The organism is Kitasatospora sp. NPDC091207, from assembly GCF_044768625.1.
Lineage (GTDB): Bacteria > Actinomycetota > Actinomycetes > Streptomycetales > Streptomycetaceae > Kitasatospora.
Genome location: NZ_JBIVVS010000001.1, coordinates 172,862 through 199,099 on the forward strand (window position 1 = coordinate 172,862; position 26,238 = coordinate 199,099).

Below are 26,238 nucleotides of genomic sequence, written 5' to 3' on the forward strand. Positions count from 1 at the left end.
CAGGCTGTCAGTGCTGCTGGTCCGCCTGGTGCCGGGCGACGAAGGCGGCGGCCTGGGTGCGTCGCTCCATGCCCATCTTCGCGAGCAGACTGGAGACGTAGTTCTTGACCGTTTTCTCGGCCAGGTGCAGCTCGTTGCCGATCTGACGGTTGGTCATCCCCTCGCCGATCAGATCGAGGATGCGCCGCTCCTGCTTGGTGAGCTGGGCCAGCCGTTCGTCCTCCTTCTCGCCGCCGTCGCGCAGCCGGGCCAGCACCCGGCTGGTGGCCACCGGGTCGAGCAGCGACTTGCCGGCGGCGACGTCCCGGACGGCGGTGATCAGGTCGGTGCCGCGGATCGCCTTCAGGACGTAGCCGGAGGCGCCCGCCATGATCGAGTCGAACAGGGCCTCGTCGTCCGAGAACGAGGTCAGCATCAAACACTTGATCTCCGGCAGCCGGGAGCGGATCTCCCGGCAGACCTCGACCCCGTTGCCGTCCGGCAGCCGGACGTCGAGTACCGCGACGTCGGGGTGCACGGCCGGGATCCGGGTGATGGCCTCGGCGGCGGTGCCGGCCTCGCCGACCACGTCGATGTCGTCCTCGACGGAGAGGAGGTCGTGGACGCCCCGTCGGACCACCTCGTGATCGTCCAGAAGGAATACCCTGATATGTCCGTTATCAGTCACGCACAAAGCCTCCCATATCACCGTAGGAAAGACCTATTACCCGCACCGCCGCAGGATCGCGATCCGGCCAGAGCGCCGGAAAGCGATGCCGGTAACCCCCTTACGAACGGGGCTCCGCCCGGATAACGTGCGCAGGTGTCCTGAAGGCGACCGAATTGAGAGCTGCGCCACACCCGCAGTTGTAGGCCCTGAACAAGTAGGACGTCCTAGCGCAAGCGCGCCAAGGGCTGCCGCTGGGTAACGTTCTCGTGAGGGACGCCGTCGGAACAGGAACACCACCTGCCTTGCAGCCGGTGCGCACACCCACGCGCGCCCCGTGAGGCGGTGACCGGACCGGTCACCGGCGACCCCGGGCGGCCGGACAGACCGAGGAGTGAACGTGACCGTCAAAAGCACGGCGAGGGCTCGCAAGAAGGCGGCCCCCGGCGTCCCTGACACCCTCCGCGCCACGGGTACGGACGCCCAGCCGGAGCTCGTACAGCTGCTCACCCCGGAAGGAGAGCGGGTCGAGCACCCGGACTACCCGCTCACCACCACCCCGGAGGAGCTGCGCGCCCTCTACCGCGACCTGGTGCTGGTGCGCCGGTTCGACGCCGAGGCCACCGCGCTGCAGCGCCAGGGCGAGCTGGGCCTGTGGGCCTCGCTGCTCGGCCAGGAGGCCGCCCAGGTCGGCTCCGGGCGGGCCATGCGCACCGGCGACTACGCCTTCCCCACCTACCGCGAGCACGGCGTGGCCTGGTGCCGCGACGTCGACCCGCTGAACCTGCTCGGCATGTTCCGCGGCGTGAACCACGGCGGCTGGGACCCGAACGAGAAGAACTTCCACCTGTACACCATCGTGATCGGCGCGCAGACCCTGCACGCCACCGGTTACGCGATGGGCATCACCAAGGACGGCGCGGACGACGCGGTGATCGCCTACTTCGGCGACGGCGCCTCCAGCCAGGGCGACGTCAACGAGGCCTTCACCTTCGCCTCGGTCTACAACGCCCCGGTGGTCTTCTTCTGCCAGAACAACCAGTGGGCGATCTCCGAGCCCACCACCACGCAGACCAAGATCCCGCTGTACCGCCGCGCCTCCGGCTTCGGCTTCCCCGGCGTCCGGGTCGACGGCAACGACGTGCTGGCCTGCCTGGCCGTGACGCGCTGGGCGCTCGACCACGCCCGCAGCGGCAACGGCCCGGTGCTGATCGAGGCCTTCACCTACCGGATGGGCGCGCACACCACCTCCGACGACCCGACCCGCTACCGGCCGTCCGAGGAGACCGAGGCCTGGAAGGCCAAGGACCCGATCACCCGGCTCAGGGCGCTCCTGGACAAGGAGGGCCTGGCCGACGAGGAGTTCTTCGCCTCGATCGAGACCGAGAGCGAGCAGCTCGGGCTGCGGGTGCGCGAGGGCGTGCGCACCATGCCGGACCCGGACCCGACCCTGATCTTCGACCACGTCTACGCCGAGCCGCACACGCTGGTCGATGAGGAACGGGCCGAGTACGTCGAGTACGCGGCCTCCTTCGAGGCGGGGGAGAACCTCTGATGGCCGCTCAGCTCAGCATCGCGAAGGCGCTCAACGAGGCGCTGCGCAAGTCGCTGGAGAACGATCCGAAGACGCTCCTGATGGGCGAGGACATCGGCAAGCTCGGTGGCGTCTTCCGGATCACCGACGGTCTGCAGAAGGACTTCGGGGACAGCCGGGTGATCGACTCCCCGCTCGCCGAGTCCGGCATCGTCGGCACCGCGATCGGCCTCGCGCTGCGCGGCTACCGCCCGGTGGTGGAGATCCAGTTCGACGGCTTCGTCTACCCGGCCTTCGACCAGATCGTCTCCCAGCTGGCCAAGATGCACGCCCGCGCGCTCGGGCACGTGAAGATGCCGGTCACCATCCGCATCCCGTACGCGGGCGGCATCGGCGCGGTCGAGCACCACAGCGAGTCGCACGAGGCGTACTTCGCGCACACCGCCGGCCTGCGGGTGGTCTCGCCGTCCAACGCGCACGACGCGCACTGGATGCTGCGCCAGGCCATCGAGTCGGACGACCCGGTGATCTTCCTGGAGCCCAAGCGCCGCTACTGGGACAAGGGCGAGGTCGGCGACGCCGCCGACCTGGGCCTGTACGACGCCCGGATCGTGCGCCCCGGCGCGGACGCGACGCTGATCGCGTACGGGCCGATGGTCAAGGTCTGCCAGGAGGCCGCCGCGGCCGCCGAGGAGGACGGCCGCCGGCTGGAGGTCGTCGACCTGCGCTCGCTGTCCCCGGTGGACTTCGCCACCCTGGAGGAGTCGGTCAAGCGGACCGGCCGCGGCATCGTGGTGCACGAGGCGCCGGTCTTCCTGGGCATGGGCGCCGAGCTGGCCGCCCGGCTGACCGAGCGGTGCTTCTACCACCTGGAGGCGCCGATCCTGCGGGTCGGCGGCTACCACGCGCCGTACCCGCCGTCCCGGGTCGAGGAAGCCTTCCTGCCGGACCTGGACCGCGTGCTCGACGCCGTCGACCGCGCGCTCGCGTACTGAACCGGGGAGCGAAGATGACCACCGAAGTTCGCTCGCTCCGCGAGTTCAAGATGCCCGATGTGGGCGAGGGCCTCACCGAGGCCGAGATCCTCAGCTGGTACGTCAAGCCCGGTGACACCGTGACGGACGGCCAGGTCGTCTGCGAGGTGGAGACCGCCAAGGCCGCCGTGGAGCTGCCGATCCCGTTCAACGGGGTCGTCGAGCAGCTGTTCTTCCCGGCGGGCGCGACGGTCGACGTCGGCACCGTGATCATCTCGGTCGCGGTGGCGGGGGAGGCGGGCGCCGCCCCGGCCGCTCCGGCGGCCCCGGTGGCCGCTCCCGCCGAGGCCGAGCCGGCCCGGCGCGAGGTGCTGGTCGGCTACGGCCCGCGGACCGGCGGCACCCAGCGCCGGGCTCGTCGGACCACCACGACCACGGTGGTGGCCCCGGCTCCGGCCGTTCCGGCCCCCGCCCCGGTCCCGGCCCCCGCGCCGGCCGCCGTCGCCGCCCCGGTGGTGCCGGAACAGCCCGTCGGTGACCGGCCGTTGGCCAAGCCGCCGGTGCGCAAGCTCGCCAAGGACCTCGGGGTCGACCTGCGGGCCGTCACGCCGACCGGCCCGGACGGCGTGGTCACCCGCGAGGACGTGCACGCGTACGCCTCGGCGGCGGCCGCCGCCGCGGTGGCTCCGGTGGCTCCGGAAGCTTCGGCGGCCGAGCCGGTGGAGGCGCCCGTCGCCGCTCCGGTGGCCGTGCCGGGCGTCACCGCGGGCGACGTCCGGGTGCCGATCAAGGGCGTCCGCAAGGCGACCGCGCAGGCGATGGTGGCCTCGGCCTTCACCGCCCCGCACGTCACCGAGTTCGTCCAGGTCGACGTCACCCGGACGATGAAGTTCGTCCGCAGGCTCAAGGAGAGCGGCGAGCTGGGCCGGGACATCCGGGTCAGCCCGCTGCTGCTGGTCGCCAAGGCGCTGCTGACCGCGATCAAGCGGCACCCCGAGATCAACGCCCAGTGGGACGAGGCGGCCCAGGAGATCGTCATCCGGGGCCAGGTGAACCTCGGCATCGCCGCGGCCACCCCGCGCGGCCTGATCGTCCCCAACATCAAGGACGCGGGCGGCAAGACGCTGTCGGGCCTGGCGGCCTCGCTCGGCGAGCTGATCGACACCGCCCGCCTGGGCAAGACCTCGCCGAGCGACATGCAGGGCGGCACCGTCACCATCACCAACGTCGGCGTCTTCGGCGTCGACACCGGCACCCCGATCCTCAACCCGGGCGAGGCCGCGATCCTCGCCTTCGGCGCGGTCCGGGACCTGCCGTGGGTGCACAAGGGCAAGGTGGTGCCGCGCCAGGTCACCACGCTGGCCCTCTCCTTCGACCACCGCCTGGTGGACGGGGAGCTCGGCTCCAAGGTGCTGGCCGACGTCGCCGCGCTGCTGGAGCGCCCCAAGCGTCTGATCACCTGGGGCTGACCGGCCGGGACCGGTGAGAGGGGCCCTGTTCCGCACGACGGTGCGGAACAGGGCCCCTTCGTCGTCCGGGCGCCGGGCTCAGCGCTGGGTACGCAGCCGGCGCACCGCGATCAGGACGCCCGCGCCGAGGGCGACGAAGGCGGCGGAGGAGACGGCGAGGAAGCCGTCGCGGCCGCCGGCACCGGTCTGGGCCAGCTCGGGGGTGCCGGCCGGTGCGGTGGTGGCGGGGGTGGTGGCCGGCGCGGCGGCCGGGGCCGGCGCGGTGACGGGCCGGGCCGGGGCGGCCCCGGCGGTGGGGGTGGCGGAGGCCGGCTTGGCGGCCGCGGGGGCGGCGGCGGTCGGCTTGGCGGAGGGCTTCGCGGTGGCGGTCGGCTTGGCGGCCGGCTTCGCCGGGGCGGCGGTGCGCACCACCGTGTAGGAGTGGTGGCCCCCGCTCTCCGCGGGGTAGCCGTCGGCCTTCCCGCCGACGAAGACCGTGAAGTCCTTCAGGTCCGCGGCGGCCTTGGCGGAGACGGAGACGCGGAACATGAAGTTCGCGGCCCGGCCGTCGTTGAGCTGCTTGACCTTGAGCGAGCTGGCGTCCGCGACGATCCCCGGGTCGCAGCTGTGCCGGAGCGGGAGCTTCTTCCAGCCGTGCTCGGTGGCCCCCTCGACGGTGAAGTCCTCCAGGCGGGTGGCGCCATGCTCGTTGAAGATCACGATGCCGGCGGCGACGTTCTCGTACGGGGCACCGGTGAAGTTGGTGACCCCGACGCCGATCTCGGCCTTCGCCCCGCCGGCGGTGATGCTCTGGTGGTCCGGCGTCATGTGGAACCCGGCGGTGAGGGCGCCCTGGTGCGCGGCGGCGGGGGTGACCGGCTTGGCCTGGGGGGCGGCCTGCTGCGGCGCGCCGTCACCGCAGGCCCAGGAGGCCTCGGCGGTCATCAGCTGGACGGAGCCGGCGAGCACGACGGTGGCGGCGACGACGGCGAGCCGGCGGCGGCCGGAGGTCGAGGTGGCATTCTTCGCAAAAGTGGTGATAACGGACGTACGCATGACGTGATTCCCCCAGGGCATGGTGCTGACGGTGTGTGAAGGTGACCGGCTCCGCGTCTTCGCGCGGTGCGCCCCCCGGCTTCGCCGGTCTCGCTCTCCGTGCCTTCATCCGTATAGACGCGCATCGGCGCCGGTGGTTGCAGGTGGGTTTCGAGAATCTTCTGAGATCTTTCGAACGGCCCGCCGGCGGCGTTCGCTCCGCGATACTGCCGCCATGGCAGAGGAGCTGATAACCCGCCCGGCGGACCGTCGGAACGACCCCGGGGGGCCCCGCTCGCTGCGGCGGGACGTCTCCGTCCCCGCCCTCCTGGCCGGGCTGGTGTGCATCACGGTCTCGTTCTCCGGCCCGCTGGTGGTGGTGCTCGCGGCGGCCTCGGCCGGGCGGCTGGACGCGGCGCACACCGCGTCCTGGATCTGGGCGGTGGCCATCGGGAGCGGGCTTCCCGGCCTGCTGCTCAGCTGGTGGACCAGGACGCCGGTGATCACCGCCTGGTCCACCCCGGGCGCCGCGCTGCTGGTGACCAGCCTCGGCGCGTACCCCTACCGGGAGGCGGTCGGGGCCTTCCTGGTGAGCGGGGTGCTGGTGACGCTGTTCGGGGTCACCGGGCTGTTCGGGCGGCTGATCGCCGCGATCCCGGCCGGGATCGTCAACGCGATGCTGGCGGGCATCCTGTTCTCCTTCGGCGCCGGCATCTTCGGCGCCGTCCACGGCGCGCCGGCCCTGGTGCTGGGCAGCTTCGGGGCCTTCCTGCTGGCCAAGCGGCTGGCGCCGCAGTACGCGGTGCCGGTCGCGCTGGTGGCCGGCGGGGTGTTGGCGGCCGTCACCGTCGGGCTGCCGCTGCGTCTGGGGTCGGGCGGCCCGACCGTTCCGGTGTTCACCGTGCCGGCCTTCTCCGGGCCGGCCATGGTGGGTCTGGCGCTGCCGCTCACCATCGTGGCACTGGCCTCGCAGAACGCCCCCGGGCTGGGAGTGATGCGGGCCTTCGGCTACCGGCCCGACGACCGGCTGCTGATCGGGGCCACCGGCGGGGTCTCCGTCCTGCTGGCGCCGTTCGGTTCGCCGGGGGTCAACCTGGCCGCGATCACCGCCGCCATCTGCGCCGGGCCGGAGAGCCACCCCGACCCGCGGCGCCGCTACGTCGCCGGGATGTCGGTGGGTCTGCTCTACGTGCTGGTGGGCAGTTTCGGCGGCCTGCTGGTGAGCCTGTTCACCGGTCTGCCGAAGGAACTGATCGCGGTGGTCGCCGGGGTCGCCCTGCTGGCCTCGCTCCAGGGCAGCCTGGCCGCGGCGGTGGCCGACGAGCACGGCCGGGACGCGGCGGTGGTGACCTTCCTGGCCTCCGCCTCCGGGATGAGCCTGCTCGGGATCGGCTCGGCGTTCTGGGGGCTGCTGCTCGGCCTCGGTACCCACCTGGTGCTGCGGGCCCGGCCGAAGCGGCTCCGCTGAGGTCACGCCTGGACGGGATCATCCACCTGATCGGACTGATAGGTATGACCGGGGTGATCCGGGTCGTTCGGCCAGGTCGGTGACTTTTTCGCCGGACGGTGGGGGTGACACGCCGGGCCGGGTACGTCTTCGCGTCCACCACCCGGGCGACGCCGGGTGACCGGATCCCCGAGGACGCACCCGTATGCCGCCTGGCAACCCTGGCCGTCTCGTCCGGAGTCTGGCCGCGCTCGTGCTGGTGTCCACCGCCGTACTACCGGCCGCCCTGGAGCTGGCCGGCCCGTCCCCGTTCGGTGTGATCGGGCCCGGTGCCCCCGCAGACCGGGCGGTGCCCCCGCACGTCGTCCGGCCCGCCGACCTGCGCGCGGCGGGCACCGCCCCGACCGTCGACATAAGGCGGACCGGTGATCCGGCCAACCGGATCACCCTGGTGCTGCTCGGCGACGGCTACCGCGCCGACGAGCAGCAGGTCTTCCGCGAGCAGGCCGACCGGGCCTGGCGCGCCCTGATGGAGATCGAGCCGTTCCGCAGCTACCAGGGGTTCTTCAACATAAGGCGGGTCGAAGTGGTCTCGCCCGACTCGGGGATCGCCGAGACCGAGAGCCGGGGCCGCAACCCGGGCACCCCGCTCGGCATGCACTTCTGGTGCGAGGGCACCGCCCGGCTGCTCTGCGCCGACGAGGCCGCCACCGCGCGCTACGCCGGCCAGGGCGACGGCCCGCAGTACCTGATCGCGCTGGCCAACTCCAGCGAGTACGGGGGCGCCGGCGGTACCGGGGTGACCACCCTGGCCGGCGGCAGCCCGGACGCCGGGCGGATCATCCAGCACGAGATAGGGCACACCGTGGGCGACCTCGGCGACGAGTACGACAGCGCGCCGGACGACGCCGACTACCCCAACCTCTCCACCGAGAACGCCGACGACATGCGCCGCAAGCAGACCAAGTGGTGGCGCTGGCTGGGCGCGGAGTCCCCGGACGGGGGCGGGACGGTCGGGGCGTACCGCAGTGCCAACGGGGTCTACCGGCCCACCCAGGACTCGGTGATGCGCACCCTCGGCGGCGCCTACAACCTCCCCTCGCGGGAGGCCATCATCGAGGAGATCTACCGCCGGATCCGGCCGACCGACACGCCCGTGCCCGCCCCGGGGGAGGTGACCGGCCGCCCCCGGCTGGAGGTCCGGCCGCTGCCGCTGGCCGGTACCCGCCGGCTGCAGGTGGACTGGAAGGTGGACGGTGCCCCGGTGGAGCCGCAGGCGGCGGACCGCAGCTGGCTCGACACCGCCGCGCTGAACCTGCTCCCGGGGCAGAGCGCCACCGTGACGGCCACCGTCCGGGACACCACCGACTGGGTCCGCGACGAGGCCTTCCGCGACCGGTACATGACCAGGTCGGTCTCCTGGACGGTCACCGGTTGAGGTGGTTCGTGTCCGATCCCCCGTCACCCCGGGCTGAGGGTCGAATGATGGGATGACTAATCTGGGGACACTATGTCCGTGGAGCCCACCTGTTCAGCCCGCCCCCTGTCCGTCCCCGCTCCCCGGTCCACCGCCGGGCCGACGCCCCCGGCAGCCCCCTCGGTGGTGGGGGCCGCCGTGCTCCCGCCACCGCCCGGCGGCCGCGCCGCCTGGCTGGCCTGGTCCGTCGGCGCCAGCGTCTACGTCCTCGCGGTGATCCACCGGACCAGCCTGGGCGTGGCCGGGCTGGACGCCGCCGACCGCTTCGCCATCGGCGCCTCCGCGCTCTCCACCTTCTCGATCCTCCAGGTGCTGGTCTACGCGGCGATGCAGATCCCGGTGGGCCTGCTGGTCGACCGCTTCGGCCCGCGCCGGGTGCTGCTGCTCGGCGTCCTGCTGCTCAGCGCCGGGCAGCTCGCCTTCGCGTTCTCCTCCTCCTTCGCCCCCGCCCTGGCCTCCCGGGCGGTGCTGGGCTGCGGTGACGCGATGACTTTCATCAGCGTGCTGCGGATCGCCGCGCGGTGGTTCCCGGCCGCGAAGAACCCGTTCGTCGCCCAGCTGACCGGCCTCGCCGGGATGGGCGGCAACCTGGTCACCACCGTCGTCCTCGCCGACGCCCTGCACCGCGAGGGCTGGACCCCGACCTTCACCGCGATCGCCCTGCTCGGCGTCGCGGTGTTCGCCCTGGTGGCGCTCTTCCTGCGGGAGGCGCCCGCGCCCGCGCCCGTGCCCGCGCCCGCGCCCGCGCTCGTGCCCCCCGGCCCCCGACCGGCGGCGGCCCGGCCCGGCGTCGGGCGGCAGGTCCGGCAGGCGTGGTCCGAGCCCGGCACCAGGCTCGGACTCTGGGTGCACTTCACCACCCAGTTCCCCGGCAACGCCTTCGGCCTGCTCTGGGGCCTGCCCTACCTGGTGGAGGCCCAGGGCATGTCACGCACCGGGGCGGGCGGGCTGCTCACCCTGCTGGTGCTCGCCAACATGTCCTTCGGCTTGCTGTTCGGCCGGGTGCTGTCGCGCACCGCCCGGGCCCGGATGCCGATCGTGCTCACCGTCGTCGGCGCCACCGCACTCGGCTGGGCGCTCGTGCTGGCCTGGCCCGGCGGTCACCCGCCGGCCTGGCTGCTGGTCGGCATCATCCTGGTGATGGGCAGCAACGGCCCGGCCTCACTGGTCGGCCTGGACTACGCCCGCGCGCGCAACCCCGTGGAACGGCTGGGCACCGCCTCCGGGATCGTCAACATGGGCGGCTTCATCGGCACGATGATCACCCTGTTCGGCATCGGCGTCATCCTGGACGTCCTCACCCCGGCCGGCACCGACACCTACTCCGCCGGGGCCTTCCGCTGGGCCTTCTGCTGGCTCTACGTGCCGCTGGCGGCGGGCACCCTGATGATCCTGCGGCTGCGGCGCAAGGTCGCCGAGCGGGAACGGGACGCGACGGCCTGACGGCCTGGCCGGTCAGGCCGTGACGGCGAAGTTGGCCAGCACCCGCGAGGCCAGCTCCCGATCGCCCTCGACGCCGACCGGGCCCGGCCGGCCCCGGCCGCAGGCGAGCCGGACGTACGTCTCCCAGTCCAGCGTGAGCTGGACGTCGGGCGCGAGGCTGATCGACTCGTCCACCGTGCCGCGGCCGGTGGCGTCGACCCGGACGGTGCGCAGGAACTCGACCGGGCCGGTGACGTCCACCACCAGGGTCGTCCCGGCCGGGGCGCCGGCCCGGTGGGCGACCGCCTTGGGCAGGCCCTCCAGCAGCACGTCCCGGGTGAGCAGCGCGGCCGGCGAGGCCAGGTTGCCCGGCTCGTCGAGGGCCCGGCGGAGGTCCTGCTCGTGCACCCAGACGTCGAACGCCCGGTGGCGCAGCAGCTCGTGGTACGGCACGTCGCGGCTGAGCGGTCCGGCCGGGAAGCGGATCCCCTCGGAGGGGGTCTGCTTGGCGTTGCGCAGCGCGCGCGAGCGCCGGATGATCGTGTACTCCAGCTCGCCGGTCATCTCCAGCGCGGTGTGGCAGCGGCGCTTGTCGACCGGCAGCTCGATGTAGCGGGCGAACTCGGTGGTGACGTGGCGCAGGTCGCGGGGGAGCGAGTGGATCGGGCGGGGGTCGCCGAGCAGCTCGGACTCGACGGCGATGACGTGTGAGACGACGTCCCGGACGGACCAGCCGGGGCACTCGGTGGCCCGGTTCCAGGAGCCCTCCGGAAGAGGGGCCACCAGCTCCGATATCGATTCGATGGACTGGGTCCACGCCTCGGTGTAAGCCTGCACGGTCTGGTTGTCCGTCACGGGAATCTCCGGCCCTCCGTCAGCTGCCTTGCCACGCGCGCCCTCGTTCGGGGCCGGACGGAAAGTCCGGCTTCCGGGCACACACGCTAACCGCACGTTACGCTGCCGGGTGAGAACTGGGCAGCGCTTTCGAGTGACGATCGTAGGACTCTTGCCGTGGACGGTGGTACTGTGCGCGCTTCATTGATCCAACTCGCGGTCTCCGACGCCGAGCCGCCCGCCGAGCGGCGGGCCCGGGCGGCGGCCCTGGTCCGGGCCCAGCAGGGCGCCGACCTGGTCGTCCTGCCGGAGCTGTGGGCGCTGGGCGGTTTCGCGTACGACCTCTGGTCGGACGGCGCCGAGTCGCTGGACGGGCCCACCTCCGACGCGATGGCCGCCGCCGCGAAGGCGGCCGGGGTCTGGCTGCACGCCGGGTCGGTCGTCGAGCGCGACCCGGACGGGCCGATCTACAACACCTCGCTGCTGTTCGCCCCGGACGGCGAGCTGGTGCACACCTACCGCAAGATCCACCGCTTCGGCTTCGACAGCGGTGAGGCGGTGGTGATGGGCGCCGGGCAGGAGATCGTCACCGCCGCCACCGACTTCGGCACACTCGGTCTGGCGACCTGCTACGACCTGCGGTTCCCCGAGCTGTTCCGGGCGCTGCTGGACGCCGGCGCGCAGCTGCTGGTGGTCCCGGCCGCCTGGCCGGCCCGGCGGCGCGAGCACTGGACGCTGCTGAGCCGGGCCCGCGCGGTCGAGGAGCAGGCCTACGTGCTGGCCTGCAACACCGCCGGGACGCACGGCGGGGTCGAGCAGGCCGGCCACAGCATCGTGGTGGACCCGTGGGGCCGGGTGCTGGCCGAGGCGGGTGCGGGGGAGGAGGTGCTGACCGTGGAGTTCGACCCGGCGGAGGTGGCCCGGGCCCGTGCCGAGTTCCCGGTGCACCGGGACCGGCTGCTGGGCATCCCGGCACCGGTGCAGCGGTGACACCCGGGGGCGGCTGAGCGTGGCTTTCCGGGGCATACGGGAGGGCTTGTACAGGACGGCGGCATTTTTGAGAAGATGAGCCTTCGTCGTGTTACCAGCCGTTCTTCAGCCGGCCTGTCCCGAGGCAGACCGTCGAGCCTGCCCGAGGAGGTCGCGCGCATGTCCGGCACCGGCGCAGGCGACACCAGTCCCGTGATCCGGCGCAACAGCCTGCGCGAGCAGATCGCCGGCGCGCTGCGCGAGGAGATGATGGCCGGCCGGCTGGCAGCCGGCCGCAACTTCACCGTCAAGGAGATCGCCGAGCTGTACGGCGTCTCCGCGACCCCGGCCCGCGAGGCGCTGGTGGACCTGGGGGCGCAGGGGCTGCTCCGGGCCGAGCACCACCGGGGGTTCACCGTCCCCGAGTTCGGCTGGGCCGACTTCCTGGAGATCTTCGAGTCCCGGGTGCTGCTCACCGACAGCTGCTTCCGCCAGCTCGCGGTGCGCGCCGCCGCGCCGGACGTCAGCCGGCTGCCCTCGCTGCGCCGCCGGGCGGACGCGGCGGTCCGGGCGGTCCGGGCGGGGAACCTGGACGTGATGGTGGGCTGCGACCGCCGGTTCTGGCAGGAGGTCGCCGGGCTGCTCGGGAACCGCCGGATCGGCGACTACCTGGACTGGCTCCGGGTGCAGTCCTGGATGTTCGCCGCGCCCTACCTGCGGGCGATGCCGACGCTGGGCGGGGTCTGCTGGGACCGCCACGTCGAGCTGGTCGACGCGATCGAGGGGCAGGACATCGCGGGCGCGCACCGGATCGTCTGCGAGTACAACCTGTTCACGGTGCGGGTGCTGGCCGGGCTGGCCGGGGAGCCGGTGGAGCCGGTGGGCGTGCTGCCGCTGCTGACCGCCGGGCTCGACCCGGTGCCCGCGCCCGCGTCGTCCGGTCCGTCCGGGCCAGCCCCGGCGGCCGGTCCGTCGGTACCGGCCGGCGAGCCGGCGTCCCCGGGCCCGGAGGCGGCGGACGGGGCCCGCGGGGAGGCGTCCGGCGCCGCCCCGGCCCGCCTGCCGGAGCCCGGCCGCGGCCGGGAGCGCGAGCTGGGCCGGGAGCTCGGCCGCGAACTGGGCCTCGGCCTCGGCCTGGTGCCGCAGCCCCGCACGGCGGCGTACGGGCGCTTCGGCCGCCGGTACGCCGACCCGTCGGCCGGTCAACTGCCCGAGGGGCGGCCCGGCCCGCACCGCGCGCCGGGCCGGTAGGGTGGGCGGTCGTCGTCCCGGGCGGTCCCTGTACCGAGCGTCCGGACACCGACCCGTCCATCCGTCGCCCGCCCACGCGGGCGACTCCGCCGCCCGGAGAGGAAGAGCCGGCCATGGCCTGCGACCTCTGGCTCGTCCCGCTCGTGGACGTGCTGAGCCACAGCCCTGACAATCCCTTCCGGGACGATCTCGCGCTCTACAACGCCGTGTTGACCGCGCACGGGCTGCCCGAGGTGCCGGTCTACCAGTACGTCCCGGGGATAAGCGGGGCGGTCGAGCCGATAGCAGCCTTCGACTACGACTCGCTGCACTTCCTGCGCCGCGCCTACCTGCTGGGCCTGACCGGCCTGGACATCACGCCGGTGGACGCCCTCGGCGGCGACTACGAGCAGCTGCTGGAGATGTTCGAGAGCAGCGCGGAACACTCGCACCTGGTCTGGCACTTCGACCACGCCGGGGCGTACGTGCCGATCGAGTTCGCGGTGCCGCTGGTGGACGACGCGCTGCTCGCCTCGGGCGGCCCGCTGGGCTCCAGTCACGGGCTGCTGCGCGAACTCCAGGCCGTCGCACCGGCGCTGGACATCGACCCGGTCAACCCGCCGGACCCGACCCGGCCGCTCGGCCCGACCGGTCTGGAGCAGCCGTTCGGCCCGCCGCTGGACGACCTGCACCCCTTCGCCCGGGAGCGGCACGCCTGGGCGGGCCTGTACGCGGCGGCCACCCGCAGCCTCACCCAGGGATCGATGATCGTCTTCGCCTGAGCCTCCGAGCGGCCCGGTTCCCGAGCGCTCCGAGACCCCGAGCGTTCCGGGACCCCGAGGGTTCCGATCCTCCGAGCGCTCCGCGTCCCCGGGTCCGGGCGCGTCCGCCCGGACCCGGCTAGCGCAGCGGGCCCTCCGGCGGGCGCTGGCGCGGCATGGTGGGCCGGGTGCCCGGCGGCGGCAGGATCCGCACCTGGGCGCCGATGCCCGACTCGCTCCGGCCGCCCCAACTGCCCGAGGCCTGGGTGGGCAGCTGGGTCATGCCCGCCCGGAACTCCAGCATCCACTCCGAGGTCTCGGTGCGGACCATGTCCGAGATGTCCTCGCAGAACCGCCGCAGCACCCCGAGACAGCGCTCGGCCGCCTCGCCCGCGGTGCCCTCGGTGGGGCCCAGCACCTCCCGCACGCACTCCGAGGCCCAGTCGAACTGGAAGGCCTCCAGGCGCCGTTGCAGCGCCTGCGCGGTGGAGACGTCCCGCATCCACCCGGAGGTCAGCCCGAACGCCCGGTCCGAGCCGTAGCAGGCCGCGGCGAGTGCCAGACCGACGTAGCCCCAGCCGGTCGCGTTCGCCACGGTGCCGGTGAGGTCCACCAGCGGGGCGGTGACGCCGCCGACCGCGAAGCCGGCGGTGCCGAACCTCAGCAGCCGCGCCCAGCGGCGTTTCCAGACCCGGTCCCGGCGGTACCAGTCGATCGCCTCCACCGCCCGCTCCTCGGACCAGCGGTAGAGCTCCTCCAGCCGCTCGGCGGGCTCGCCCCAGTCCCCGAGGGGGAACTGGCGGGCGCTCAGATCGGCCCGGTGGCGGGTGGAGGCCCGGGGTACGACGGCGGCGGCGGGCTGGTCCTCCTCGCCGATCTCCTTGCCCCAGGCACTCTCCTCGGGCTGCATTTCCGGCTGGCTCACCTGTGGGGCTCCCTGTGGCGGGCGGACTGCTGGGTCTGACCGTCGCGTCCTCCTGACACGTCCTCGACCTGACGGGCCGTGAAACGCCGGACGACGCATCGGAACACGCGGTGTCCCCCGGCGGTGTGGGTGCCCGGGGACGCCGTTCCGGCCGGTGGCCGGTGGTTGTCCATCAGCCCTTTCTTACCGCCAAATGGCTGACCATGGGGGCGCTTCACCAATGATCGTTACCGGATTCGACCGCCGGATGCCGAGGTGGGCGGGTTGCGGCGGTCGGCGAGATTTCACCCGTCCGAGCGAGGCCCCGGTGACCCGCTGTCCTGACCCGGACACCCGGGGCGCACCTTCCGGGCCGCGGCTCGGAGGATCCTCCGGCACCGGAGGCGTACGGACGGCTTCGGCCGGAGGTTCCGACGGGACCGGAGGGCGACGCGAACCGGCCACCGACTACCCTTGCCAACCGTGAAGGTCCTCGTCATCGGCGGCGGCGCCCGCGAACACGCCCTGTGCCGCTCTCTGTCCCAAGATTCCGCCGTGACCGAGCTGTACTGCGCCCCGGGCAACGCCGGGATCGCGCAGGTGGCGACGGTCCACCCCGTCGACCAGCTGGACGGTGCGCAGGTCGCTGCGCTCGCCCGGCGGCTCGACGCCGACCTGGTCGTGGTCGGCCCGGAGGCCCCGCTGGTCGCGGGCGTCTCCGACGCCGTGCGCGCGGCCGGCATCCCGGTCTTCGGCCCGTCCGGGAAGGCCGCCCAGCTGGAGGGCTCCAAGGCGTTCGCCAAGGACGTCATGGCCGCCGCCGGGGTGCCCACCGCCCGCTCCTACGTCTGCGCCACCCCCGCCGAGGCCGCGGAGGCGCTGGACGCCTTCGGCGCGCCGTACGTGGTCAAGGACGACGGCCTGGCGGCCGGCAAGGGCGTCGTGGTCACCTCCGACCGCGAGGCCGCGCTGGCCCACGCCGCCTCCTGCGAGCGCGTGGTCATCGAGGAGTACCTCGACGGCCCCGAGGTCTCGCTGTTCGCGATCACCGACGGCACCACCGTCCTCCCGCTCCAGCCCGCGCAGGACTTCAAGCGCGCGCTGGACGGCGACGAGGGCCCGAACACCGGCGGCATGGGCGCCTACTCGCCGCTGCCGTGGGCCCCCGAGGGCCTGGTCGAGGAGGTCCTGGAGACCGTCCTGCAGCCCACCGTGGACGAGCTGCGCCGCCGGGGCACCGAGTTCTCCGGCCTGCTCTACGCGGGCCTGGCGCTGACCTCGCGCGGCACCCGGGTGATCGAGTTCAACGCCCGCTTCGGCGACCCGGAGACCCAGGTCGTGCTGGCCCGGCTGCGCACCCCGCTGGCGGCCGTCCTGCACGCCAGTGCCACCGGCGCGCTGGACCAGCTGGAGCCGCTGCGCTGGGACGACGGCGCCGCCGTCACCGTGGTGATCGCCTCCGAGGGCTACCCGGCGGCGCCGCGCACCGGCGACGTGATCGAGGGTCTGGCGGACGCCGAGGCCGCCGACGGCACCGCGTTCGTGCTGCACGCGGGGACCAGGGCGGACGAGGACGGCCGGGTGCTCAGCGCCGGCGGCCGGGTGCTGTCCGTGACCGCCACCGGCACCGACCTCGCCGAGGCGCGCGGCCGGGCGTACGCGGCGGTGGACCGGATCAGCCTCAAGGGTGGTCAGCACCGCACCGACATCGCGCTCAAGGCCGCGCGGTAGCAGGCGGTTTCGCCGCGCTCCGGGGCGCTGCGTCCGAGGGGAAACAACCCCCATGGACGCAGCGCCCCGCGGCGTTTCGGGGGTGCGGGCCCGGGAGTGCTTCCGGTGGTCACCGCACCGTTCGGCGGCCGGAATCCAGCCCATCGAGTGATAGCGACCGCATCCGGCTGACGCAACCGGCTGCCCGGCCTTATGGTGCGCTGGTCCGCAGCACCGTGGGCCGTGCCGCTCGCGGCCGCGCCGGGTAGCGGCGGTCGTGCGGGGGGATGCTGGACGGCGTCCGGCCGGACCGGCACGCCCGGGCCGCTTCGCACGGCGCCCGGCACGGTCGTCCGGAATTCGGGCACCGTCACCGGGACGAGTGGAAACCGGGGCGATCCGGAACACCCACCCGGACAAGGGCGTCAAGAATGTCAGAAGCGCCACGCAGCATGTACTACCGGGATCGGACGCCGCCGATTCCCGGTCGGAACTGATCGTTTCGAGTCGGCTCAGGGCCCCGTCGCCGGGCGCCCGAGGGCTCCGAAGGGGGTGCCGCACCGTATGGCCGCTGTCGACACCGCGCGCGCTCACGCCCACGCGGTCCTGCGGGTCCGGGGCATCGCCCTGGCCGCCGCAGCACTGCCCGCCGCTGCCGCGGCGGTCCTGCTCGCGGGCCGGTTCACCGGCCGGATCGGCGCTCCCGGCGCCCCCGACGCCGCCGGCTGGGACGCCGTCCGCTGGGCGGTCTGCGCGGTGGCCGCCGTCACCCTGCTGGTCGCGGGCCTGGCCGCCCGGGCCCACCGCCGGGCCGTCCCGCCGCAGACCCCGGTCGTCCCGCTCGACCGGGCCCAGGCCCCCGAGCTGTACCGGCTGATCGACGAGCTGGCCGACCGGCTGGAGGTCCCCGCGCCCTCCGCGATCGCCCTCACCCCGGACTGCGACAGCTGGCTGGAGGACGTCCCGCCGGCCCGCCCGGCCGGTCCGCGCCGTTCGCCCGGTCGGGCCCAGGAGCCCGCCGCGCCGATGCTGGTGATCGGTTCGCCGTTCCTCTGGTGGATGCGGTCCGGCGAGCTGCGCGCCCTGCTCGCCCCGGTGGTGGCCGGCACCGCGGCCGCCGCCGACCCGGACATCGCCGCGGCCCGCCGCTTCCTGCGCGGCCTGGACGCCAGCCTGGACGACGCCCCGGTACCCGGTGTGGTCGGCGCCCCCGCGCCGCCCGCGCCGCGCGGGCGCCGCGGCCCGGCCGCGCTGACCGACCGGATCACCCGCCGGCTGCTCGGTGCCTGCCGGGCGCACTCGGCCGAGCTGGAGCGGGCCGTCGCGGGCTGGGCCTCCGAACAGGCCCGCGCGGTCGACTACGGCCTGCGGATCGCCGCCCAGGAGCAGGTCGGCCTGGCCTACGCCGGCTGGGACCGGCTGCTCACCCGGGTCGCGCTGCCCGCCTGGCGGCTCGGCCGGCACCCCGCCCACCTCAACGCCGGGGTGGTGGCCGCGCTCACCGAGCTGTCCCGGCGCGACCGGCTGGCCGACGGGTACAGCAGCCGGCTCGGCGACCGCCCCGCCTGCGACCTGCTGGAGGAGCCCGGCACGGTGGACGAGGCGGTCTCCCTGCTCGCCGCCGAGCTGTTCTTCGGCCGGCCCGCCTCCGGGGCCTGGCGCGAGGTGGACTGGGCCGACTACCCGGCCGAGGTGGTGGACGCCGGCTGGCGGGCCCGTGCCACCGCGCTGCAGTCCGCGCTGGACCGGCTCGCCCCGCAGGCCCGCCCCGGCGCCCCGACGGTGACCAGGCTGCTGGGCCGGCTCGCCGAGGGCGGCGGCGAGCAGCTGGCCGCCGCGCTCACCACCCGGCCGGCCGGGACCACGGCCCCCGCCCCGCTGCTCGAACCCGTCCGTACCGGTCGGGACCTCCTGGTCGACCACGTCACCGCGATGGTCTGCTGCGCCGCCGTCGACACCGCCGGGGCCACCCCCGGTCTGGACTGGCTGGACGGCCCGGTGCTGCTGATCGGCGGGGTGCGCCGCACCGATCTGGCCGAGCCGGTCGCCCAGGCCGTCGAACAGGGCCAGGACGGCCCGCTGCGGGCCTGGCTGGACGCCGCCGACGTCCGGCTGGAGAAACCGGTCCGGCTCTGAACCCGGAGGGCGCTCGGCACCGGTGCTCGCGCCCCCGGGTCGGCCGCCCGCGGCAGGTCTTCCCAGGCCGGAGCCCCTCTCGGGGACAGCCCGGAAGATTCTCAGGCACTAGTTGCTACCGTAGGGTGACGCAGCGCCAGCACTCTGTGGTGTATTAGACCGCACGCACATCCGGGAGGCACATGCCAACCGGCGGAGGGTGCATCTGTGGGAGGGGCGCGTGGGGACGGAACTCAACCGCCGCTGGGAGTCCGGAACGCACGCGTACAGCGTCTCCGACCCCTTCGGCCAGGGCCCGCTGCCCTGGTTGCGCAGCCCGGACCAGTACCTGGCGGGAGCCGGGGGCGCCGTCCCCTGGTATGTCTCGGTGGACGCGCCGGGCCAGCAGCCGCTGGCCGGCGGCACCAGACCCAAGCCCCCGGTCGGCACCCCGCAGGGGGCCAACGACGTGGTGCAGCAGATCAAGGGCTTCGCCTCGGCCGGGGTGGTCCGCCCCGGCGGCTCGGTGGACTTCCGGGTCACCGTGAACCCGCCCCGCGAGTTCACCGTCGACGTCTTCCGGATCGGCCACTACGGCGGCGACGGCGCCCACCACATGACGTCCAGCCCGCTGATCGCGGGGCTGTCCCAGCCGGCTCCGCTGGTGGTCGGGCGGACGGTCTCCTGCCACCACTGGTGGCACTCCTGGCGGCTGCAGATCCCCACCCACTGGCGGCCCGGCGCCTACGTCGCCGTGCTGACCACCGGCGACATGCTGCACCGCAGCCACATCCCCTTCACGGTCCGGGACTTCGAGGACCAGGCGCGCGCCGCCGAGCTGCTGCTGGTGATCCCGGACGTGACCTGGCAGGCCTACAACCTCTTCCCCGAGGACGGCCGCAGCGGCGCCAGCCTCTACCACGCCTGGGACGGCCGGGGCCGGCTGGTCGGCGAGCCGGAGGCGGCCGTCACCGTCTCCTTCGACCGCCCGCACGCCACCGCCGGACTGCCGCTGCACGTCGGGCACGCCTACGACTTCATCCGCTGGGCCGAGCGCTACGGCTACGACCTCTCCTACGCCACCGCCACCGACCTGCACGCCGGTCTGGTCGACCCGGCCCGGCACCGGGCGCTGATCTTCCCCGGGCACGACGAGTACTGGTCCGAGCCGATGCGCCGCACGGTCGAGCGGGCCCGCGACGGCGGTACCTCGCTGGTCTTCCTGTCCGCCAACACCATGTACTGGCGGGTCGAGCTGAGCCCCGCGCCGTCCGGCGAGCCCAACCGGCTGCTCAACTGCCGCAAACGGCAGAAGGTCGAGCCCGGCAGCCCGGCCACCGGGGTGAGCGGCGCGGCCAGCGCGCTCTGGCGGGACGCCGGCGAGCCGGAGCAGCACCTGCTCGGCGTGCAGTACTCCGGCCGGGTCGCCTCGCCCGTCCCGCTGGTCGCCCGGCACACCGCGCACTGGCTCTGGGACGGCACCGGCGTCCAGGAGGGCGACGAGCTGCCCGGCCTGGTCGCCGGCGAGGCCGACCGCTACTACCCCAAGGTGGCGCTGCCCCAGCACACCGAGCGGGTGCTGCTCGCGCACTCCCCGTACCGCGACCTCGCCGGCCGCACCCGCTACCAGGAGACCTCGCTGTACCGGGCGCCGAGCGGCGCGTACGTGTTCGCCGCCGGCACGTTCGCCTGGTCGCCCGCGCTGGACCGGCCCGGCCTCACCGACGAGCGGATCCAGCGGGCCACCGCCAATCTGCTGGACCGCCTCTGCAAGAACGGCTGAGGCCGCCCGCGCGGGGTCCGGGAAGGCGGTCATGACAGACTCGGCTCCACTGACCTCCCCTTTCGCGCCCCACGCCCGCGAACGACCCCTGAGGACTGAGACGACCTTGAGCGGATTTGTCACCAAGCCCGAGCCGGTCCAGGTGCCCGGCCTGGTCCACCTGCACACCGGCAAGGTGCGCGACCTCTACCGCGCCGAGTCGGGCGACCTCGTGATGGTCGCCAGCGACCGCATGTCGGCGCACGACTGGGTGCTGCCCAACGAGATCCCCGACAAGGGCCGGGTCCTCACCCAGCTCTCGCTGTGGTGGTTCGAGCGGATCGCCGACATCGTGCCCAACCACGTGATCTCCACCGAGATCCCGGCCGGCGCCCCCGCCGACTGGAAGGGCCGCACGCTGATCTGCCGCAGCCTGGAGATGGTCCCGGTCGAGTGCGTGGCCCGCGGCTACCTCGCCGGTTCCGGCCTGACCGAGTACGAGGCCGACCGCACGGTCTGCGGCATCGCGCTGCCCGAGGGCCTGGTGAACAGCTCCGAGCTGCCCGCCCCGATCTACACCCCCGCGCTCAAGGCCGAGGTGGGCGAGCACGACGAGAACGTCTCCTACGAGGAGACCGCCCGCCGGACCGGGGCGGAGCTCGCCTCCCAGCTGCGCCGCACCACCCTCGACGTCTACGCCCGGGCCCGGGACATCGCCCGCGCGCGCGGCATCATCCTGGCCGACACCAAGTTCGAGTTCGGCCTGGCCGACGGCGAGCTGCTGATCGGCGACGAGGTGCTCACCCCGGACTCCTCGCGCTTCTGGCCCGCCGACGAGTGGCAGCCCGGCCGCTCGCAGCCGTCCTTCGACAAGCAGCTCATCCGCGACTGGCTGGTCTCGCCGGCCTCCGGCTGGGACCGGGCCAGCGAGCTGCCGCCGCCGGAGCTGCCGGCCGAGATCGTCGAGCAGACCAGGGCCAGGTACATCGAGGTGTACGAGCGGCTGACCGGTACCTCCTGGGTCTGAGCCGTCGGACGTCCGCGGGCGCGGCCGGACCGGGACCGGGCAGGTCTCAGATCCAGCCGTGCTCGCGGGCGATCCGCACCGCCGCGTGGCGGTTCTCGGCGCCCAGCTTGCCGGCGGCCGAGGAGAGGTAGTTGCGGACCGTGCCCTGCGACAGCGCGGCCCGCTCGGCGATCTCGGCGATCGAGGTGCCGTCGGCGGCCAGCTCCAGCACGTCCGTCTCGCGCGGGGTCAGCGGTGTCTCTCCCGCGCTGATCGCGTCCGCGGCCAGCTCCGGGTCCACGTACCGGCCGCCCGCGCGCACCGTGCGGATGATCCCGGCGAGGTCCGCCGCGGAGACGGTCTTCGGCAGGAAGCCGCGCACACCGACCTCCAGCGCGCGCTTCAGGTAGCCCGGGCGGCCGTGCCCGGTGACGATCATCGACCGGCAGTCCGGCAGCAGCCGGCGCAGCTCGGTGGCCACCTCGATGCCGTCCAGCCCGGGCATCTGCAGGTCCAGCACCGCGATGTCCGGGCGGTGCGCCTGCGCCATCGCCACCGCCTCCGGCCCGGAGGCGGCCTGGGCGACCACGGTGATGTCCTCCTCCAGGGAGAGCAGGGCGGCCATCGCCCCCCGGATCAGGTGCTCGTCGTCCGCGAGCAGGACGCGCACGGGGGCGGGGTCGGTCATCGGGGGCCTTCTTCCGGACGGGAGCGGTGGTCGGTCGGGGCCGGGGCCCGCCGGGTGGCGGCTCCCCGGCCCGGCGGGCGGCGGGGTCAGAGCGGGACGCTGGCGGACATCCGGAACCGGCCCGGCCCGATGTCCGGGACGGTCAGCTCGCCGTCGTGGGCGGCGAGGCGCTCGCGCAGTCCGCGCAGGCCCGTCCCGCCGCCCTGGGACGGGAGCGGCACGGCCGGCACCCCGTCGTTCTCCAGCTCCAGCACCGCCCGGCCGTCCTCGCGCCGCAGCCGGATCGAGCAGTGGCCGGCCTCGCTGTGGCGCAGCACGTTGGTGGTGGCCTCACGGATCACCCAGCCGAGTACCGACTGCACCGGCGGCGGGAGTTCGTCGGCGTCCTCGCCCAGGTCGATCTCGCAGGCCACGTCGGCGGCGCGCAGGACGGCGCGGGCGCCGATCGCCTCGGCGTGCAGGTCCGCCGTGCGGTAGCCGCGGACGACGTCCCGGACCTCGCGCTGGGACTCCTGGGCGATCCGCTGCACCTCGGTCATCTGGTCGGCGGCCTCCGGCCGGCCCCGGCGGGCCAGTTGGACGGCGAGTTCGCTCTTCAGCGCGATGGTGGTCAGGTTGCGGCCCATCACGTCGTGCAGGTCCCGGGAGAACCGCAGCCGCTCCTCGGCGACGGCCAGCCGGGCCTGGGCCTCCCGGGCGGTGTCCAGCTCCCAGACGACCGACTGCAGCCAGGCGAAGCTGCGGCAGCTGAAGCCGACGAAGGCGAGCCCGATCAGGTTGCCGACCAGCAGACCGGCCGTGACCGGGGTGCCGAGCCCGGCCAGCAGGGCCGCGGGGGCGACCAGGAGCTGGGTCGACACCCCGGCGAGGCAGGCCCAGCGCACCGGCAGGCCCACGCCCGCCGGGCAGAAGGCGGTGGCCAGCAGGGCGGAGACGACCACGGCGGTGAACGGCGGTGCGTCCGGGCTCCCCGGCCCGCCGTCGGCCGGGCCGAGCAGCAGGACGGCCCAGCAGCCGGCCACCGTCACGACGGCCACGGCGACGAGCCGGCGCAGGTGGTCGGTGGGCCGCTTCAGGTAGTGGTCGAGCGAGGTGCGCAGGGCCCGGAGGGTCAGCAGGGTGACGGCCAGGCCGACGACCAGGCAGACCCGGGCGCTGCCGTCGGTGTCCGGCCGGCCGGTCGAGGCGGTGGTGGCCAGCATGATCAGCGCGAGCATCATCAGCGGGATGAGGTAGAGCGACCAGCGGAGGTAGAGCTCGGTGCGCTGGGGTTTGCTGTACCCCTTCCAGCGCCGCCTCGGCGTCAGGACGGCCATCTCTCCCGCTCCCCCTTCGATCATGATCGTGCTGCGTTCTTCCTATCAGGTGGCGGCGCCGTCCGGTGGGGGAGCGGGGGTCCGGGGCCGGTTCAGCGGCGGGGTTCCCAGCGGAAGTAGTGCACGGCCCCCCAGGCGGCCAGGGCGAGCCAGACCGTTCCGGTGACCAGGTGCGGAGCGGCGGTGGCCCAGGTGCCGGCGAAGCCGGTGGCGGCGGCGGAGCCGTCGGTGCCGAACCAGCCGAGGCGGATCAGCTGGAAGGCCGGGGTGGTGGGCAGCAGCCGGCAGACGTCGGCCATCCCGTCGGGCATGACCTCCAGCGGGACGAACAGCCCGGAGCCGAACTGGGAGAGCAGCAGGACGGGCATGGTGGTGATGCCGGCGCTCTCGACCGTCTTGGTGAAGGCGCTGGAGACGGCCGCCAGCGCCATCAGGGTGCCGATCGCCAGCACCAGCCCGGCGGCCATCAGCAGCGGGTTCACCGGCGCGCGCAGGTCCAGGGCGACGGCGCCGCCGACCGCGACCACCAGGCACATCAGCAGGGCCAGGCCGACCGAGGGCACCGCGGTGCCGGCCAGGATCTCGATGTCCCGGGCCTCCCCGGTGCGCAGTCGCTTCAGCACCAGCTCGCCGCGGCGGGCCACGTAGGCGGCGGTCAGGTTGTAGTAGACGACGAAGGCCAGCACCATCCCGACCGCCCCGTTGACCAGCAGGGAGTCGACGTCGAGGCCGGGGTTGGTCTCGGCCTGCTGGTCGAGCACGCTCTTCAGCCCGCCGATCAGCAGCAGCGGCAGCAGCAGGGCGGTGAACAGCGCGGTCCGGTTGCGCAGCAGCAGGGTGCCCTCGGCCCGGCCGAGGGCGAGCAGCCGGCGGCCGGTGGTGCTCCGCGGGCCGCCGGAGCTCTGCGGGCCGGTGGCGGTGCGGGCGGTGGCGGTGGTCATCGGGAGAGTCCGATCAGGCGGCGGCGGGCGGAGGGAGCGGTGGGGGCGTCGGCCGGGGGCTGGTGCGCGGCCTCGGAGGCGATCGCGAGGAAGGCCTCCTCCAGCGAGGCGCTGCGGGCGTCGAGCGCGCCGAGCGCGATGCCGTGCCGGGCGGCCCAGCCGAGCAGGTCGGTGAGGGTGGCCTGGAGCTGCCCGGTCTGCACGGTGATCCGCCGGCCGTCCGCGACCAGGGTGGCCCCGGCCAGCGGCGGGAGGGAGGCCCCGGTGAACTCGGGGAGTTCGAAGCTGATCCGGGAGGGGCGGCCGGCGATGACCTCGGCCACGGTCCCGGCGGTGACGATCCGGCCGCGGTGCATGATGGCCAGGCGGTCGGCCAGCTCCTCGGCCTCCTCCAGGTAGTGCGTGGTGAGCAGCACCGTGGTGCCCTGGGCGCGCAGCTCGCGGACCAGCCGCCAGACGGCGGCGCGGGCCTCGGGGTCCAGGCCGGTGCTGGGCTCGTCCAGGAAGAGCACCTCGGGCCGCCCGAGCAGGGCCATCGCGAGGTCGAGCCGGCGGCGCTCGCCGCCGGAGAGCTGCTTGACCCGGACGCCCCGGCGGTCGGCGAGGCCGACCAGCTCCAGCGCCTCCTCCAGCGGGCGGGCGCCGGTGGTCATGCCGGCCCAGCTGCGGCCGGTCTCGGCGACGGTGAGGTCCCCGGGGAAGCCGCCCTCCTGGAGCATGATGCCGATCCGCGGGCGGAGGGCGGCGCGCTCACGGTACGGGTCGTGGCCGAGGACCCGGACCGTCCCGGTGGTGGGGGCGGCGAGGCCCTCGATCAGCTCCATGGTGGAGGTCTTGCCGGCCCCGTTGGTGCCGAGCAGCGCGAACAGCTCGCCGCGGCCGACGGCCAGGTCGACGCCGCGCACCGCGTGATGGCCGGTGCTGCCGGAACCGTAGTGGCGGTGGAGGTCGGTGACCTCGATCACATGATCGCTCGCGGTGTGCGGCCGGCTCGTTTCCATGGCTCAAGCCTTCCGCCGCCCGGGCGCCGCGGGCAGTGCGCGCTCTCATGAGAACGCGACGCGGATCCACGGGTCGGCGATGACAAATGTCATCGGCGGGAGCCGGACGGGAAAGCGCCGGGCAAGCCGCGGGCAAGCCCGGGACAAGCCGGGCGAGATCCGGTCGGAGGTCCGGAGAGGGATCCGCGGAGGCGCTCGCGGGGGAATGCCGAAGGGCCCCCTCGACCGAGGGGGCCCTTCGTACTGGAGCGGACGACGAGATTCGAACTCGCGACCCTCACCTTGGCAAGGTGATGCTCTACCAACTGAGCCACGTCCGCAGGATGGAACTATTGAGTTGTGCTGTGCTCGCACACTGCGAGCGGACGACGAGATTCGAACTCGCGACCCTCACCTTGGCAAGGTGATGCTCTACCAACTGAGCCACGTCCGCACGGTGCCTGGTGGGGCACCGGCCGCCTCTCCGGATCTCTCCGTTGCGGCGACGAGGATTACTCTACCCCATCGGTCGGGGTGGTCGCCCCACCCTTTCGGGGCAGGTGGGACGACCGGGTCCGGCGGGGTCAGTTCGCCTCGGCGAACGCCTCGTAGACGTGCTTGGGGATGCGGCCCCGGGCGGGCAGCTCCATGCCGCGCGACTGGGCCCAGGCGCGCACGGCGGCCGGGTCCGGGGTGAGCGCGGTGCGGCGGAAGGACTTACCGGTACGGCTCTGGCGACGGCCGGCCGCGACGAACGGGGCGAGGGCCTCCCGCAGCTTTTCCGCGTTGTCCAGGGACAGGTCGATCTCGTACGACTTCCCGTCGACGCCGAAGTGGACGGTTTCTGCGGCGGCGCCGCCGTCCAGGTCGTCGGAGAGCGTGACAACTACACGCTGAGCCATGGGTGTCAATCCTCTCGGGCAATTCGGCCGAAGGGCGCGGGGTGCGCTCCCGTGGCCTGATGTGCACTACTCGCTCAAGCGCATACGGGCAGGCCCGATGGCGTGCCGGATACGCAGCACTTGCCGCGGCAGGTGGC

At 74.0% G+C, this 26,238-nt stretch carries 22 protein-coding genes and 2 tRNA genes; 13 read left to right on the plus strand and 11 right to left on the minus strand.

The genetic code is table 11. The features are described from left to right. Positions 1-7 precede the first annotated feature (7 nt). On the minus strand, positions 8-667 hold the full coding sequence (locus tag ACIQTO_RS00785; RefSeq protein WP_380572652.1) for a response regulator: 660 nt from the start codon (positions 665-667) through the stop codon (positions 8-10). Between the two features lie 379 nt (positions 668-1,046). Here ACIQTO_RS00785 and pdhA point away from each other — a divergent pair, with 379 nt between their 5' ends. The 3 genes from pdhA to ACIQTO_RS00800 are packed head-to-tail and all read left to right on the plus strand — an operon-like array spanning position 1,047 to position 4,623. Further along, positions 1,047-2,201, plus strand: a complete 1,155-nt coding sequence (gene pdhA, locus ACIQTO_RS00790; RefSeq protein ID WP_402381041.1) for a pyruvate dehydrogenase (acetyl-transferring) E1 component subunit alpha — start codon at positions 1,047-1,049, stop codon at positions 2,199-2,201. Next, entirely contained in the window at positions 2,201-3,175 is a 975-nt protein-coding gene (locus ACIQTO_RS00795; RefSeq protein ID WP_402381044.1) for an alpha-ketoacid dehydrogenase subunit beta, read from the plus strand. Before pdhA ends, ACIQTO_RS00795 begins: the two co-directional genes overlap by 1 nt. Before the next feature lie 14 nt (positions 3,176-3,189). Next, entirely contained in the window at positions 3,190-4,623 is a 1,434-nt protein-coding gene (locus ACIQTO_RS00800) for a dihydrolipoamide acetyltransferase family protein (RefSeq protein ID WP_402381047.1), read from the plus strand. A gap of 78 nt (positions 4,624-4,701) precedes the next feature. On the opposite strand, the gene ACIQTO_RS00805 is transcribed toward ACIQTO_RS00800, so the two are convergent. Continuing rightward, positions 4,702-5,658 (minus strand): hypothetical protein, encoded by a 957-nt coding sequence (locus ACIQTO_RS00805; protein ID WP_402381049.1) that lies wholly within the window; start codon positions 5,656-5,658, stop codon positions 4,702-4,704. Between the two features lie 214 nt (positions 5,659-5,872). Between ACIQTO_RS00805 and ACIQTO_RS00810 the strand changes: the two genes are divergently transcribed. From ACIQTO_RS00810 to ACIQTO_RS00820, 3 genes are all read left to right on the plus strand, one after another. Next, positions 5,873-7,105 (plus strand): benzoate/H(+) symporter BenE family transporter, encoded by a 1,233-nt coding sequence (locus ACIQTO_RS00810; RefSeq protein WP_402381052.1) that lies wholly within the window; start codon positions 5,873-5,875, stop codon positions 7,103-7,105. 184 nt (positions 7,106-7,289) lie between these two features. After that, a complete protein-coding gene (locus tag ACIQTO_RS00815; protein ID WP_402381055.1) occupies positions 7,290-8,522 on the plus strand; it encodes a M64 family metallopeptidase in 1,233 nt (410 codons plus the stop codon). A 72-nt stretch (positions 8,523-8,594) separates the two neighbouring features. Beyond that, positions 8,595-10,004: a nitrate/nitrite transporter gene (locus ACIQTO_RS00820; RefSeq protein WP_402381058.1), complete on the plus strand. Its 1,410-nt coding sequence runs from the start codon at positions 8,595-8,597 to the stop codon at positions 10,002-10,004. Positions 10,005-10,016: 12 nt separating this feature from the next. Here the strand turns inward: ACIQTO_RS00820 and ACIQTO_RS00825 are convergent, their stop codons facing one another. Continuing rightward, positions 10,017-10,838, minus strand: coding sequence for a maleylpyruvate isomerase family mycothiol-dependent enzyme (locus tag ACIQTO_RS00825; RefSeq protein WP_402381060.1), 822 nt, complete (start codon positions 10,836-10,838; stop codon positions 10,017-10,019). Positions 10,839-11,009: 171 nt separating this feature from the next. Here ACIQTO_RS00825 and ACIQTO_RS00830 point away from each other — a divergent pair, with 171 nt between their 5' ends. From ACIQTO_RS00830 to ACIQTO_RS00840, 3 genes are all read left to right on the plus strand, one after another. Continuing rightward, positions 11,010-11,807, plus strand: coding sequence for a carbon-nitrogen family hydrolase (locus ACIQTO_RS00830; protein WP_402381062.1), 798 nt, complete (start codon positions 11,010-11,012; stop codon positions 11,805-11,807). Positions 11,808-11,966: 159 nt separating this feature from the next. Further along, complete coding sequence (locus ACIQTO_RS00835) at positions 11,967-13,037, plus strand: GntR family transcriptional regulator (RefSeq protein ID WP_402381065.1); 1,071 nt, start codon at positions 11,967-11,969, stop codon at positions 13,035-13,037. Between the two features lie 113 nt (positions 13,038-13,150). After that, complete coding sequence (locus ACIQTO_RS00840) at positions 13,151-13,798, plus strand: hypothetical protein (RefSeq protein WP_402381068.1); 648 nt, start codon at positions 13,151-13,153, stop codon at positions 13,796-13,798. A 118-nt stretch (positions 13,799-13,916) separates the two neighbouring features. Here the strand turns inward: ACIQTO_RS00840 and ACIQTO_RS00845 are convergent, their stop codons facing one another. After that, the gene (locus ACIQTO_RS00845) at positions 13,917-14,702 is read right to left on the minus strand and encodes an SLATT domain-containing protein (RefSeq protein ID WP_402381071.1); all 786 of its coding nucleotides are present in this window, start codon (positions 14,700-14,702) and stop codon (positions 13,917-13,919) included. Between the two features lie 462 nt (positions 14,703-15,164). Between ACIQTO_RS00845 and purD the strand changes: the two genes are divergently transcribed. From purD to ACIQTO_RS00865, 4 genes are all read left to right on the plus strand, one after another. Beyond that, complete coding sequence (purD, locus tag ACIQTO_RS00850) at positions 15,165-16,412, plus strand: phosphoribosylamine--glycine ligase (protein ID WP_402381072.1); 1,248 nt, start codon at positions 15,165-15,167, stop codon at positions 16,410-16,412. Between the two features lie 543 nt (positions 16,413-16,955). Beyond that, positions 16,956-18,527, plus strand: coding sequence for a hypothetical protein (locus tag ACIQTO_RS00855; protein WP_402381074.1), 1,572 nt, complete (start codon positions 16,956-16,958; stop codon positions 18,525-18,527). 220 nt (positions 18,528-18,747) lie between these two features. Beyond that, positions 18,748-20,289, plus strand: a complete 1,542-nt coding sequence (locus ACIQTO_RS00860; RefSeq protein WP_402381076.1) for a N,N-dimethylformamidase beta subunit family domain-containing protein — start codon at positions 18,748-18,750, stop codon at positions 20,287-20,289. Between the two features lie 106 nt (positions 20,290-20,395). Next, a complete protein-coding gene (locus ACIQTO_RS00865) occupies positions 20,396-21,295 on the plus strand; it encodes a phosphoribosylaminoimidazolesuccinocarboxamide synthase (RefSeq protein ID WP_402381079.1) in 900 nt (299 codons plus the stop codon). Positions 21,296-21,341: 46 nt separating this feature from the next. Here the strand turns inward: ACIQTO_RS00865 and ACIQTO_RS00870 are convergent, their stop codons facing one another. The 7 genes from ACIQTO_RS00870 to ACIQTO_RS00900 form a co-directional block, all read right to left on the minus strand. Beyond that, positions 21,342-21,962, minus strand: coding sequence for a response regulator (locus ACIQTO_RS00870; RefSeq protein WP_402381081.1), 621 nt, complete (start codon positions 21,960-21,962; stop codon positions 21,342-21,344). An 86-nt stretch (positions 21,963-22,048) separates the two neighbouring features. Beyond that, positions 22,049-23,278, minus strand: a complete 1,230-nt coding sequence (locus ACIQTO_RS00875; RefSeq protein ID WP_402381083.1) for a sensor histidine kinase — start codon at positions 23,276-23,278, stop codon at positions 22,049-22,051. Positions 23,279-23,370: 92 nt separating this feature from the next. Next, positions 23,371-24,219, minus strand: coding sequence for an ABC transporter permease (locus ACIQTO_RS00880; RefSeq protein WP_402381085.1), 849 nt, complete (start codon positions 24,217-24,219; stop codon positions 23,371-23,373). After that, positions 24,216-25,220 (minus strand): ABC transporter ATP-binding protein, encoded by a 1,005-nt coding sequence (locus tag ACIQTO_RS00885; RefSeq protein ID WP_402381088.1) that lies wholly within the window; start codon positions 25,218-25,220, stop codon positions 24,216-24,218. Before ACIQTO_RS00885 ends, ACIQTO_RS00880 begins: the two co-directional genes overlap by 4 nt. A gap of 244 nt (positions 25,221-25,464) precedes the next feature. Next, a tRNA-Gly gene (locus tag ACIQTO_RS00890) sits at positions 25,465-25,540 on the minus strand. Between the two features lie 40 nt (positions 25,541-25,580). Further along, positions 25,581-25,653 (minus strand) — tRNA-Gly (locus tag ACIQTO_RS00895). 130 nt (positions 25,654-25,783) lie between these two features. Next, on the minus strand, positions 25,784-26,101 hold the full coding sequence (locus tag ACIQTO_RS00900; RefSeq protein WP_238860361.1) for an Lsr2 family protein: 318 nt from the start codon (positions 26,099-26,101) through the stop codon (positions 25,784-25,786). Positions 26,102-26,238 lie beyond the last annotated feature (137 nt).